At 44.2% G+C, this 13,282-nt stretch carries 8 protein-coding genes; 1 reads left to right on the forward strand and 7 read right to left on the reverse strand.

Translation table 11 applies throughout. From position 1 onward, the window contains the following. Positions 1-41: 41 nt before the first annotated feature. Entirely contained in the window at positions 42-6,236 is a 6,195-nt protein-coding gene (locus IGK14_RS16015; RefSeq protein ID WP_010748882.1) for a Spy0128 family protein, read from the reverse strand. Between the two features lie 297 nt (positions 6,237-6,533). Here IGK14_RS16015 and IGK14_RS16020 point away from each other — a divergent pair, with 297 nt between their 5' ends. Continuing rightward, positions 6,534-7,949 (forward strand): helix-turn-helix domain-containing protein, encoded by a 1,416-nt coding sequence (locus IGK14_RS16020; RefSeq protein ID WP_438712613.1) that lies wholly within the window; start codon positions 6,534-6,536, stop codon positions 7,947-7,949. Between the two features lie 69 nt (positions 7,950-8,018). Here the strand turns inward: IGK14_RS16020 and IGK14_RS16025 are convergent, their stop codons facing one another. From IGK14_RS16025 to IGK14_RS16050, 6 genes are read right to left on the reverse strand one after another with little or no spacing between them, the layout of a single operon-like run. Further along, a complete protein-coding gene (locus tag IGK14_RS16025) occupies positions 8,019-8,918 on the reverse strand; it encodes a ketose-bisphosphate aldolase (RefSeq protein WP_005230365.1) in 900 nt (299 codons plus the stop codon). A gap of 21 nt (positions 8,919-8,939) precedes the next feature. Continuing rightward, positions 8,940-9,794, reverse strand: coding sequence for a class II fructose-bisphosphate aldolase (locus tag IGK14_RS16030; RefSeq protein ID WP_010748880.1), 855 nt, complete (start codon positions 9,792-9,794; stop codon positions 8,940-8,942). 17 nt (positions 9,795-9,811) lie between these two features. Beyond that, the gene (locus IGK14_RS16035; protein ID WP_010748879.1) at positions 9,812-10,891 is read right to left on the reverse strand and encodes a PTS fructose transporter subunit IIC; all 1,080 of its coding nucleotides are present in this window, start codon (positions 10,889-10,891) and stop codon (positions 9,812-9,814) included. A 46-nt stretch (positions 10,892-10,937) separates the two neighbouring features. Next, the gene (locus IGK14_RS16040) at positions 10,938-11,252 is read right to left on the reverse strand and encodes a PTS fructose transporter subunit IIB (protein WP_010748878.1); all 315 of its coding nucleotides are present in this window, start codon (positions 11,250-11,252) and stop codon (positions 10,938-10,940) included. Between the two features lie 16 nt (positions 11,253-11,268). Further along, positions 11,269-11,766 carry a PTS sugar transporter subunit IIA gene (locus IGK14_RS16045; RefSeq protein ID WP_010748877.1) on the reverse strand — a complete coding sequence of 166 codons (498 nt, stop codon included), beginning with the start codon at positions 11,764-11,766 and terminating at the stop codon, positions 11,269-11,271. Positions 11,767-11,768: 2 nt separating this feature from the next. Continuing rightward, positions 11,769-13,235: a BglG family transcription antiterminator gene (locus IGK14_RS16050; protein ID WP_438712617.1), complete on the reverse strand. Its 1,467-nt coding sequence runs from the start codon at positions 13,233-13,235 to the stop codon at positions 11,769-11,771. Positions 13,236-13,282 lie beyond the last annotated feature (47 nt).

Below are 13,282 nucleotides of genomic sequence, written 5' to 3' on the forward strand. Positions count from 1 at the left end.
CCTCATCCCGCTTTCTCTTTCTGCTCTGTTGCTTCCCCTGCCTATGATAACGGCGTCCGTTTTTTGCGATCAAGGTAGATGCCTACTGCGATTACTACTAACAACAGTCCCAAGACGACCCAACCAGCGGTCGTGGTGTCATTGGTTTTCGGTAAGTTGTCAGTTCCCGGCTTCGGTGTTTTGCCTTCTTTGACACGATTGTTGAATACCATCTCTGCCGTTTGCTCCGCTTCAGCCACCAATTTTCCTGCTTGATCTTTGACGGTGACCGTTACTTGATAGGTGGTTTCATCATAGATGATCGTGGCGTCGTTGCCAGCTTTTTCACGAATCGTGTAACGATGTTCCCCAGCATCGTCATACGTCAATGCATCAAAGGTAATCGTTCCATTTGCGTCATTGTGTTTGGTTTGCAGAACCTTTCCAGCTTCATCCACTAATTCAAATGCGAATTCGTTGGCTTGCAAGTCTCTACCCGTCAAGACTTTCTTCGCACTTAGTACGACACTGCCTGCTTGTGGTTGGTAGCTGTTTTCGAAGACTTGATCGCCTTCGTATTCGGCAACTGCCGTGAGCTGTCCAGCTTCATCCGTCACGGTCACAACTACCGCCAGCTCTTTTGTATCGTAGGTGATGGTGCCATCGCTGTCTATTTTCTCACGGATGGTGTAGTGGTATTCGCCTGCTTCATCATATGCGAGAGCATCGAAGTAGATCTTGCCGGTTGCGTCATTGGCTTTTGTTTGAAGTACGTTGCCTTCTTCATTGACTAGTTCAAAGGCGAATTCATTTGCTTGTAGTGTACGACCAGTTAAGACTTTCTCGGCACTTAGTACGACACTGCCAGCTTGTGGTTGATAGCTGTTTTCAAAGACTTGATTGCCTTCGTATTCCGCAACTGCCGTGAGCTGTCCGTCTTCATCCGTTACAGTGACAACTACCGCCAGTTCTTTCCTATCGTACGTAATCGTGCCATCGATTCCTGCTTTCTCACGGATGGTATAGTGGTACTCACCTGTTTCCTCGTAAGGGAGCGCGTCAAAGTAGATCTTGCCCGTGGCATCGTTGGCTTTTGTTTGAAGAACAGTTCCGTCTTCATCCACCAGTTCAAAATCGAATTCATTTGCTTGCAAGGTACGGCCCATCAATACTTTCTCAGCACTTAGTACGACGCTGCCTGCTTGTGGTTGATAGCTGTTTTCAAAGACTTGGTTGCCTTCGTATTCGGCAACTGCCGTGAGCTGTCCATCTTCATCCGTTACGGTCACAACTACCGCAAGTTCTTTTGCATCATACGTGATCGTACTATTGTTGCCAGCTTGTTCACGGATAGTATAGCGGTATTCGCCCGCTTCGACATATGCAAGAGCATCGAAGTAGATCTTGCCAGTGGCGTCGTTGGCTTTTGTTTGAAGAACGTTCCCTTCTTCATCCACTAGTTCAAATGCGAACTCATCTGCTTGTAAGGTACGACCTATCAAGACTTTCTCGGCACTTAGTACGACACTGCCTGCTTGTGGCGTATAGTCGTTTTCAAAGACTTGATTGCCCTCATACGTTGCTGTTGCCACCAGTTGCCCGTCTTCATCGGTGACTCTCACAACAACACCAATTTCTTTCGTATCATAGGTAACGGTACTATCTGCACCAGCTTTTTCCCGAATCGTATAGCGGTATTCGCCGATTTCGTCATATGTCAATTCATCGAAATAGATTTGACCAATTGCGTCATTGCTTTTCGTCTGTACTACATCACCTGCTTCATCGACTAGTTCAAAGGCAAACTCGTTGGCTTCTAACGCGCGTCCCGTCAACACTTTCTCTACATTCAAGACCACACCGCCAGCTTTTGGCGTATAGTCATTTTCAAAGACTTGATTGCCTTCGTATTCGGTAACTGCCGTGAGCTGTCCGTCTTCATCAGTGACGGTCACAAATACCGCAAGTTCTTTTGCATCGTAAGTGATGGTGCCGTCAGTTCCTGCTTTCTCACGAATGGTGTAGTGATACTCACCTGTTTCCTCGTAAGGGAGCGCGTCAAAGTAGATCTTGCCCGTGGCATCATTGGATTTTGTCTGAAGTACATTGCCTGCTTCATCGACTAGTTCAAAATCGAATTCATTTGCTTGTAAGGTACGACCAGTTAAGACTTTCTCGGCACTTAGTACGACACTACCAGCTTTTGGTTGATAGCTGTTTTCGAAGACTTGATTGCCTTCATATTCCGCTACTGCAGTCAACTGCCCGTCTTCATCCGTGACGGTCACAACTACCGCAAGTTCTTTTGCATCGTAGGTGATGGTGTCGTCAGTTCCGGCTTTCTCACGGATGGTGTAGCGGTATTCACCTGCTTTATCGTAAGGAATAGCGTCAAAGTAGATCTTGCCCGTGGCATCATTGGCTTTTGTCTGAAGCACAGTTCCTGCTTCATCAACTAGTTCAAAGTCAAATTCTTCTGCCTGCAAGCTTCGACCCGTCAAAATTTTCTCAGCATTCAAAACGACACTGCCAGCTTTTGGTGTATAGTCATTTTCAAAGACTTGATTGCCTTCATAGACTGCTGTCGCAATCAACTGACTGTCTTCTTCTGTCACCGTCACAGTTACCTTTAGTTCTTTGTCAGTATAGGTGATGGTTGGATCATCGCCGGCTTTTTCCCGAATCGTGTAATGGTAATCGCCAGGCTCATTGTAAGTGATGTCGTCAAAGGTGACTTGTCCGTTACCGTCATTGGTTTGGGTTAGAATCACAGAGCCAGCTTCATCCACCAGGTAGAAAGTAAATTCGCCGTCTTTCAGCTCGCGTCCATGAAGCAGCTTCTGGACATTCAAAGTATGGGTCGTTTCTTTGATTTCTCGCTTGTTGGCTAGCTCAAAGACATAATTGACTTCTTTATCAGAGATAGTGAAGGTGTACTGAGTCGCATCTCGTTCGTATCCTTCTGGTGCGGTGATTTCTTGGATCATATAATCGCCGTAACGCAGATTGTCGATCCGATCAATGGCGTTGCCGTTTTCCATGATTTGATTGTTTTTGACCACCAGATTCGACAAGATGACTTCATAGGTATTTTGCGCATTTTTGCGGCTTAATTGGAAAACCGCTTCTTCATCGATCCCTCGTTCTTTGGTGCCATCGGCATCGTATTTCACGATCGTCAAGGAGCCATTCGTCCCAGAAGAGGTTCCGCTGCCGTCTGTCGATTTGATGGTGATTTCTTTGGTCACTGTGTGAATCTCGATCTCACTACCCGTTAAATTGACACTATTGGCCACCCGTTCATTGTTCAAAATCCCAGGATCAAGCTGTGTTTGATAAACGATAAAGTACGGTTTATCAATCATTTCTTCAAAAGCGATCACTAACGATTGCGTCCCTGCTACCACATCCGAGGTGATTTTCGGATTGTCCTCGTTGGTGAAGGTGACTTTTTCTCCTTTTTCCCAAGTGCCATTGTTTAAGACCGCTTCATACACCTCTACGATCACGGCATCGTTGGCATCGCGTAAAAAGGTGTGCTGATTGTAGTTGATGGTATCGGTAACTACCGCATTGTGGATTTTGCGACTGTCAGCGTTGATCATGATTTCCCAATCGATCAACCGATTGTTGTCGGCATTCTGGCTGCCGTTTTTCATCAACCAGTCCGTTTTTGCGGACTTGTCGACTTGGCCATCGGCAGTCAAGGTTGTGTCATTGTCCGTCAATGTGATGGTATTTTTGTAGGTAAATACCTCTTCAGCTGCTTCGGTTGCCAAGAAGACCGCCAGTGTTTCAGACGTTTCTTTCAGCAAGGTGATCGTAACTTTCTTCGTATCAGGATCATAGGTGTAGATGTAATCCTCGTTCTCCACCAATTGTTCTTTCAGCGCTCTGACTTGCGTCGTATACCCAGTTACTGTGACCGTGTAAAGCGCCAAGTCTTTCAAGGTTTGGCCTTCTTGCAGCTGGTCAGTGATGACTGCATCTTTGTTGATTTTTTCTTTGTACGTATTGAATAGCCCCATCCAATAGACTTGATCGCTCGAAGCGGTCTGCTCATCAAAAATAGTTCCTAGATTCCGACCTAATACGGCGGTAATCGCTTTAGCGACATCTTCCCCTTCACCAATAAATAGGCCGTATTTCAAGGCATTTTTTAACCAACTGGTGTCCATCCATGTATTGGTTTCAGAAGCTTCCGTGAACGTATTGCCAGCTTCGTCTTTATAATGGACAAACGCTGCATTACTAAAACGTCCGGTAGAGCTGCCCGGTAACGTACCCTGTTGCACGATATCAAAGCTAGTTTTGAAATTAACAGTGATCATTGCCGAAGTCGTTTGGTACGCCCCTTGCAACTTGATGCGAAAACCCGTCTCAAGTTCCTTCGTTGTGCCATCCGTCAGTGTTTTCGTTTCTTTGATCAGCTCCAGCGTATAGTCGGTATCAAGAACCAAAGGCTCGGTCACGCCGCTCGCCGTCACTACCAGCGTATCCGCCAACAAGGCCAGTGCGCTGCTGTTTGCGCCAGAAATCAATTGATAGCGGTCTTCGATGATCAGGTCGCTAACTGTTTGCTGATTCGTATTGGCATCAATCTTCCATGCGACAGTCTTTGTCTCATAATCTTTGGTGCCAGCTGTTTTCACGACACCGATCGTTTTGGTTGGCGTCACGATCCCACTGCCCGTCAACGAGGTATTTTGATTGTCGCGGACCGAAGCGTAGTTGTAAATACGGGTATCGGCTAAAACCGATTCATACAGCTGGGTATCGTATTGAATCTTGTAGTAACCAGCTTTGGCAAACGTAATACCAAAGCGTACGATTTCCCCCTCTTTGTCCAGCTGGTACGTCCCATCAAAGGACCAATCTTCTGCTGGAATCGAGTTACCATCTTTGTCCGTGATCACCAAAGTCTCTGGCACAAAAAAGTGCAGGGCTTTTTCAGGATCCGTTCCTGAATAGGTCTGATCCAAAACTTTGGCTTGGTCTTTGTCCAATGTGACGGAAATTTCCCATGACGCACGTTTCGTTTCTTGATCATACCCTTTGAACCGTTTGTATTCTGATTGTTCATCATAGGTCACCGTTGCTTCTGCGGTTTTTTCGGTAAAATCGCTACCGTTGATTGTTGCCGTGTTTTTGAAAGAAGAAGCCGTTGGATCGGTGACTGCACTGTTGATGACGATGCGGACCGGTTGATTGACGGTTTGATTGAAGGTAAACGTGTTGTTGACGCTGTTAAAGGTATATAAGCCATCGGTTCGAACCCACTCTTCGGTAGCTTCATCGTACAAGTAGCCCGTCGAGGTACTATAAGATAAGCCTTGGGGCATCTTATCGGTGATCACCACATCGTGCAATTCACGACTGGTTTGGTTAAAAATAATTTCCCAGACCACTGAACCGCTGGAAGTCACATTACCAGTCTTAATGATATCGAATTCATAAATCGGCAATGTAATGATGATCTCAAGACCATCTTCATCGTAGATCCCAGTATGAATCGTCACTTCTTCAGTAACAGTACTCACACTTAATTCCGTGATCAGATCAATGGTCCCCGAACGATTGGATAATGTCTGTGCGGCCTCATTAAACGTGACAGTCAATGTACCATCATGATCCAAGGTAAAGGTTCCGATCGATTGTCCGCCAGAACGAGTCAATTCGCCGCTAACGGTATTATGAATGGCAAAATAGTCTGGCAATTGATACGTATAATAATCGCCTGCGCGAATTTCTTCCGTGTCTGCTAACGACCAGTCAAAATTGATTTTGATGTTGCCGTTATACATCGGCGGATTTTCGGCAGTGAAGGGTTGATCGTTTAAGTCAGTGATCCGAACATTATCAAATAGCTGCACGCCCCGTTCATTTAGGTTGGCACTAAGATTCTCCGCGGTAGCCGAAGCTTCCGTGTCATTCTCAGCATCTGGTGCTCGCGGTTGAATACTGTTTTGATTCAATGTCGAAGATGCTTGGGTTTCTTGACTCTCGCTAGGGACGGTAGTTGGTGCTTCTGTAGATTGAGTAGTCGTAGGTTGTGTTTCCTCTGTCCCAGATGAGTCCGTCGGTGCTTTTTCCGAATCGATCGTTTCGCTCTCTGCTTCGCTACTTGCTAGCGTTTCTGTCGTCCGTTGCGTGCTATCGGTTGCGTTAAGTGCTTCCGCCAATATGATTGTTGGTTCACAAACAATTGAACCAAGCAACACCAGCAAACATATATAGATAGAAAATGGCTTTTTCATGATTATTCATTCCTTTTGTATAAAGTTTTTTTATTCAATTGATTTCGGAAGTGCTCCACGAATAAAATTGTTCAACAGTGAGCAAGATATCCCAACAAACAACTGCTTTTTTCCCCCTCCCCATGATTCTACGATTTAGGTCTTTGCTACTTGCATCAAACGTGTTACTACTATCCCACACTTCTATTTTCCCAAATGATCACGTGACGATGTATTCAAAAAAATTCAACAGGTAATTTTTTTGAATACATGTAAAAACATGATACTATTTAGTCAAAAGGAGGCTTGGAGGAAAATATGTTACGGAAATTGTTATCATCCACTTCACAAAAGAAACTACTGCTGATTGAGTATTTATTGGACGATCAAGGGACCAGTCTTCACGATTTAGCACTGAAATTTTCTATCTCCATGTCCTCAGCAAAAACCTATATCGCAGAAATTGACAATGAATTTTCGTTTCTGGACTTACAATTTGATGATTTTTCAGCGGTTCGCTTGCACTTACATCCCTTTGCTACTCGTTTGGATATTTACAGCCACTTTTTGAACCGTTCTTCTGCGTTTCAATTACTGGAATTATTGTTTTCTTCCAGTTTTACCAGTTATGATATGCTGGCGCTGGAATTAAATTTAAGCAAATCATCGATTATTCGTTTAATTAAGAGGATCAACTTGATTCTGGCTCCTTTTGATTTCTTTATCACAACCAAACCTATCCAGTTAAAAGGCAATGAAAAGAATATTCGCCAATTTTTTCTGATTTTCTTCTTGGAGAAATACCAATATGAATTTATCGACGCCAACATCAATCAAGAACAGGAATTTTTGAAAATCGCCCATATTATGGCAGCAGCGACGCCTTTAAATCTCTATTTTTCCGATATCAAAAAGATCGCTTTTGTCATCTATATCAATACGAAGCGTGACCGTTTTGCTGCCTCTGAAACCAATGCGGATCATATCGAGTATTTTTTAGAAAAAATCGACTTGAGTGAATTTACTGGCTACACCCGTGCCTATGTAGAAAAAATGGTTGGCTATGTCACGACGCACATTGGGCAAGACCCCGCTGTCTTTCGCAAAACCAAACAAGAATTTTATCATTTGACGAAGCAATTGTTTCGAAAATACAACTACCGTGAAAGTAATTTTGAAGAAAAGCTGGATGCCGTCGTCTTTTCCTATTTTCTTGGGATCAATCTGCAGGTTCCTTACTGCATTTTGGATGATCGCTTCGCCCGCTTTGTTGCTAATTGTGATTTTGTTCAGCAAGCAGTCAACCAAGACATCGTTCAGCTTTTGACCCATTCGAGTTTACCGATCATTCGACCAAGTACGATCAATTATCTGATTTATATTTTTCATACTTCTTTTCCCAATTTTGCCAAAGAAATCATCGACGCCAATGCTGGCTTTCGCTTAGCCTTGTTTTATGATACGAATAGTTATCATACTGAATTTATCCAAACAAAGATCCAGCAGTTTATTCCCTATCAGCTAACGATCACGATCTTAAATCCCCTCGATTCGTTTTCTCTGACTATGCTGGATGAGACCTATGATCTGATCATCGGCAATCTGACACCTTCCAGTAGAAAAAATCTGTTTCATTATGCGGATATCAATCTGACTTCAAATGACTTGGCTTTTATTGCGCAGCAGATTCAGGAAAAAGGGATTCGTAAGCTACAAGAAAAGAATGCGCAATAACAAAAAACACCCTCGAAAAGCCGCAATTTAGCGATTTTTCGAGGGTGTTTTTTGTTGTTTATTTACTGTTTAATTTTGTTCACTACGCCATGGCTGGACGTTTTGCTGGCGATACAGAGCTGCTTTCCCAATTGCATTGAAGAGGGTCATTTTTTGCGTAACCACTGCTTTGGCTGCCTCAATACATTCTGGGTAAATGGCATTTGGATCCCACAATTCCGTTTCTGCTAAGATTTGGCGGCATTTTTTATAAAAGGCGTATTTATAGTCAGAGGAGATATTTACTTTTTGGATACCGATTGCCACTGCCTGAGCGATTTCTTCATCGGGATTGGCCGATCCGCCATGCAACACCAATGGGATATCGACACGATCTTTGATTTCTTGCAAGACATCCATTTTTAATTCCGGTTTGATATCTTTTGGATAAATACCATGGGCAGTTCCAATCGCAACTGCTAGTGTATCAATGCCTGTCTTCTCAATGAATTCTTGTGCATCTTCTGGACGAGTATAAATCACTTCGGAGACGCCCCCTTCAACGGAGGTTCCGGTATTACCGATCGTTCCCAGCTCGCCTTCGACAGATACCCCAATCGGATGGCAAATCTCGGTAATCTGTTTTGTCAGAGCAATATTTTCTTCAAAAGGCAGCAACGACCCATCGATCATCACTGAGCTGAACCCACAATGGATCGCCCGCATAATACTCGCCAGACTGTCGCCATGATCCATATGGATCACGATTGGCACAGAACTGTTTTTCGCTCTGGAAACTGCATAGTGGAAAAATTCATCCTTTGTAAAGGCCAATTCTGTGGGGTGGACCGCAATGATGGCTGGTGCATCGTTTTCTTCCGCTGCTTCGATAACGACGCGTAAGAAGTTGCTGTCTGCGACGTTAAAGGCACCAACAGCAAATTGATTTTCTTTGGCAACGGTCAGTAATTGTTTCATATTGATCAACATATAAGTGTGCTCCATTCTTTTTTAAAGTGATTTGTTTTTTGATCCAGATAATTCGATATACTCTTTGACGACTGCTTTTCCTGCTTCGATGGTTTGGTGGATCAGGGTCGGATAATCGCTCTCGGGATAAGCATCCAGCTGTTGGTGCAGGGCATTTCTTTGGGCTTTCATAAAATCAGCCCCTACATTGATTTTATTGATTCCTAGTGCCACGGAACGCAAGATATTTTCTCTGCCGGCTCCCGAGCCACCATGCAAAACCAGCGGCAGGTCAGTGGCTTCTTTGATGGTTTGAACGATATCAAAGCGAAATGCCGGGCGGTACCCTGCTGGATAATCCCCATGACTGGAGCCGTAAGAAAGAGCGAGACAGTCGACCCCGGTTGCTCGAATAAAATGGATGGCTTCCTCTGGATCGGTATACATCCCATCGCTGGTATACTGATCCCCAGCCACTGCTCCCATGTCCCCAACTTCTGCTTCGACACTGGCATTATAGGCTTGCGCAAATTGCACGATCTCTTTGGTGATGGCGATGTTTTTTTCTAAAGGATGCATAGAGGCATCCATCATAACGCTTGAGAACCCTTCGTGGAGACATTGTTTGACGAAGGCGATATCCTGTCCATGATCCAGATTGATGGCAACCTCCACATTGACATTTTCCGCCATTCGAACGATCGGCTGGGTTAAGTAGCGATAATCCAGATGGGCCTTTAAATGGTCTTGGAGCAAGTCGACTATAATGGGTGCATGTGATTCTGCCGCGGCATCGATTACAGCTTTAGCGGTTTCCAAGTTAAAACAATTGATCGCCATAACCGCATAGTTTTCTCGATTGGCTTTTTGCAGCATCTCTTTCATTGATACATACATTTTCTTCGCTCCTTCTCTTAAGAAATTTCAATCGACGAAAAGTCAACGTCTTCTTCCTCTTCCACGATCGGCGTTTCAACGGGTGCCTTTTTCAAGGCAAACAGCAAAACACCGGTAATGGCAGAACCAATCAGTAGCGCAATGGTAAATTTCAGTGGATCCGTCATGGCAGGAATGATGAAGACCCCACCGGATGGTACTGGTGAACCGACACCCCAAATCATACTTAGACCACCGCCGACGGCTGCTCCGACCGTACAAGAAAAAATGACGCGAAACGGATCAACGGCAGCGATCGGGATCACCCCTTCTGTGATCATACAAAGACCCATTGGAAAAGCGATCTTGATGTTGTCTTCTTCTTCCGTAGAATATTTGGGTCGGCGTAAGAGACGAGAGAGGACCCAAGAGATCGTAACACCGAATGGCGGCACCATTGAGGCTAAAATTTTCACGGCTTCGGGTTCTTGAATGCCTTCCAATAATAGCCCATCAGCAAATAGCGAGGCGACTTTGTTGACGGGGCCGCCAAAATCAAAGGCAGCCATACCACCGACAATCGCGCCAAATAAGAAATTTCCCGAGCCTTGCAGATTCGTTAAGAAGGTAGTCAACGCCTCAGTAGCCCACACGATCGGTACACCGATGACGAAGAACATCAAAGCACCAACGATCAGTGTCGACAAGACCGGTACGATCATCATTGGCATCAGACCTTGTGCCCAACGTGGTACTTTAAGGTTTTTTACTAAGAATAAGACCAGATAACCTGCGAGATAGCCTCCTAACATTCCCCCTAAAAAGCCTGCACCAATCGCATTGGCAATCAGTCCCATAAAAAGACCAGGAGCGATTCCTGGACGATCGGCAATGGAATAGGCGATCGCGGCAGCGATCACTGGCGCCAGCAGTCCCATCCCTAAAACCCCCAGCGAGACCAGTGCATCCGGGATCGTATAGGCAGCATCGTAATTTTCAATGACCGTGCCGTTGGCAAGATTTCCGATAGCGATTAAAAGCCCAGCTGTTACAACGACCGGCAACATATACGAGATGGCGGTTAAGGCATGTTTTTTCAACTGCAGCTGTTTCATCATTTGTTTCATCCCCCTTTGAATTTAAGTCGTTAAAACATTCGTTGATTCATCCCTGATTTAATTTTTCTTCAATCGTTTCAAGCAAACGCTTAGGCGCTTTGATCACCATACTAGTTGGAATTTCTACTATTCGCTTGCCTTCAAAACGGTCTCTGCCGCCGATTTTGATATCTGCCGCAATAATGACAACATCGGCTGCTTGAATATCTGCTTCCGTCAATTCACTTTCTGTCCCGATGGTTCCTTGGGTTTCGATATGGACTTCATGACCAAGTTCTTTCGCAGCTGTTTCGATTTTTTGCTTAGCGATATACGTATGAGCGATGCCTGAAGTACAAGCAGCTACACCAACGATTTTCATCTCTTCTCCCCCTTTCTTAGTTTTCTGCCATTGGATCTTTAGCAAGCAAGGCCATCATTTGATCCTTTGTCCCTGACGCAACGAGACGATCAATAAACGATTCATCCGCTAGTAGCATCGCTACTTTTTGCAGCAGCTTGATATGCATCGTATTGGCATCGGTATTTTTGACTGCAAACAAGATGATTACTTGAACGGGCGCTTCATCGATGGACTCCCACTCAAGCGGACGCTTGGTTTTTCCGATCACTAAGGAAGTCTTTTTCACACTGTCTGACTTTCCATGTGGGATTGCTAAGCCATGTCCGATACCGGTCATTCCTTCCGTTTCTCGGGCAAAGACATCTTGGGTGAACCCTGCTAAATCGGTAATTATTTGGTTTTCATATAAAAGTTCAGACAGTTCAGTGATCGCTTCTTCTTTTGAATTCGCTCCCATTTCCATCTTGATAAGATTGGGATTGATTACATCTGCGATGCTGAACGTTTGGATCGTTTGGCTTTCGTTTTTCATCTTTACATCTCTCCTAATAGTTGTTTGACTCGCTTTTCATCCTGTTTGGTAAATACCGAATTGACTAAAATCGTCGGCACCTGCGTTTCTACTGGCAAATTAATGGTGGTTAAGATCAAATCGAAATTCTGGTAGTCTTGCGCATGCTTTCGGTACATACGAGCGGAAAGCACATCCACGATATCCAGTTCAGGAAATGCTCGTTGGACTTTGACTTTTAGCAGCTCAGAAGTCCCTACGCCGCTGCTGCACATGATTAAGACTCGCTGTCTGCGCCGACGAATGACTTTAAATTTCACAAAATACAGCACCAAGAAACCAATCTCGTCTTCCGATATGGGATTCGTTCCATAGGTTTTCTCTACTTCCTTGCTGACTTGTGCCACTTGCTCAAAAATCCTTGGGTACTCTAGTTGAATGTCATTTAGCAGACCGTTTTTCACGATAATTTTATTCTTTAGCCGATAGAGCATCGGCTGAATATGGCAAAGTAGATCGGTCTTGTCTGTTTGCTGGTTCAATTGAATACCCAGTGCTTTTTCCATCTGCTTAGTAAAAAACTCCGTGATTTCGCTGGCTTCTTTTGTCAGATTGGTCATTGCCAAGGGTTTGTTTTCCACTCTGGAAGACACTAGATACTGGTAGAGATAAAATACCTCACTTTCTGGCAGCTCCGTCACGAGATAGGCATTGATTCTTTCAATCACTTGTTGGGCAATTTGATAAAACTCTTGGTGCTGTTCAATCAAATGTTGTTCTTCCTCATCTAAACCCTCAATTATCTCTTCGCGGTCAATTTCTCCTTCCCTCATTCGTAAAATCAGAATATACAGATGCGAGAAAATATTCATGTTGTAAGGATACGCAATACTGTTCGCGAGTTTTCGCTCAATGAATTCAAGAATTGAGGTAATAAAGTTGATATCAAAGGCATTGATGGGATATTTTTGCGTGACCATTTCTTCATTCCACACATGGGTTTTCGTAAAGAGATCATTGACACAGCGACGGATATTTTTTTCGGTACCAATCACTGCAATTCTCTTATCGGATCGGATCAACTGGAGTTCAAAGTACTGAAAATATTCCGAAAGACGATTGATATCACTACTTATCACTGCTTCACTCAAATAGTAATGAGCGAACAACTCTTTGATCATTAAACGCTTTGGTGATTTAAACAATAAATGCAGGGCAATCGCATGACGTCGCTCAAGCGGCTCATCATGTTGATCCGTTTCTTGATTTTCAATCGTGCCTCTGAGATATGCTTCATAATCCAAACAAAATCCTTTGCCGATTTCAGACCGAATGATTTCTGAACCAGCAGCCTCATTGATCCGCTTGATCGTCCGGTAAATGGTTTTCGTTGAAACCTTAGCAGCTGTGGCTAGTTCATTAGCGGTCAAATTCATCCCCTGTATCATAAACTGCTCAATCAAACGTGTTTCTCTCTTGCTCAGCTTCATACTGTCTCCCTCCGTATCTTTACTATAGCCTTCTTTGGCTCAAGTAT

The organism is Enterococcus sp. DIV0970a (assembly GCF_051711265.1).
GTDB lineage: Bacteria > Bacillota > Bacilli > Lactobacillales > Enterococcaceae > Enterococcus_D > Enterococcus_D casseliflavus.

Bases quoted from the DNA above. Each gene is read 5' to 3' on its own strand.
- IGK14_RS16015 (WP_010748882.1), bottom strand. From the start codon at position 6,236: ATGAAAAAGCCATTTTCTATCTATATATGTTTGCTGGTGTTGCTTGGT.
- IGK14_RS16040 (WP_010748878.1), bottom strand. From the start codon at position 11,252: ATGAAAATCGTTGGTGTAGCTGCTTGTACTTCAGGCATCGCTCATACG.
- IGK14_RS16050 (WP_438712617.1), bottom strand. From the start codon at position 13,235: ATGAAGCTGAGCAAGAGAGAAACACGTTTGATTGAGCAGTTTATGATA.
- IGK14_RS16030 (WP_010748880.1), bottom strand. From the start codon at position 9,794: ATGTATGTATCAATGAAAGAGATGCTGCAAAAAGCCAATCGAGAAAAC.
- IGK14_RS16045 (WP_010748877.1), bottom strand. From the start codon at position 11,766: ATGAAAAACGAAAGCCAAACGATCCAAACGTTCAGCATCGCAGATGTA.
- IGK14_RS16035 (WP_010748879.1), bottom strand. From the start codon at position 10,891: ATGATGAAACAGCTGCAGTTGAAAAAACATGCCTTAACCGCCATCTCG.
- IGK14_RS16025 (WP_005230365.1), bottom strand. From the start codon at position 8,918: ATGTTGATCAATATGAAACAATTACTGACCGTTGCCAAAGAAAATCAA.
- IGK14_RS16020 (WP_438712613.1), top strand. From the start codon at position 6,534: ATGTTACGGAAATTGTTATCATCCACTTCACAAAAGAAACTACTGCTG.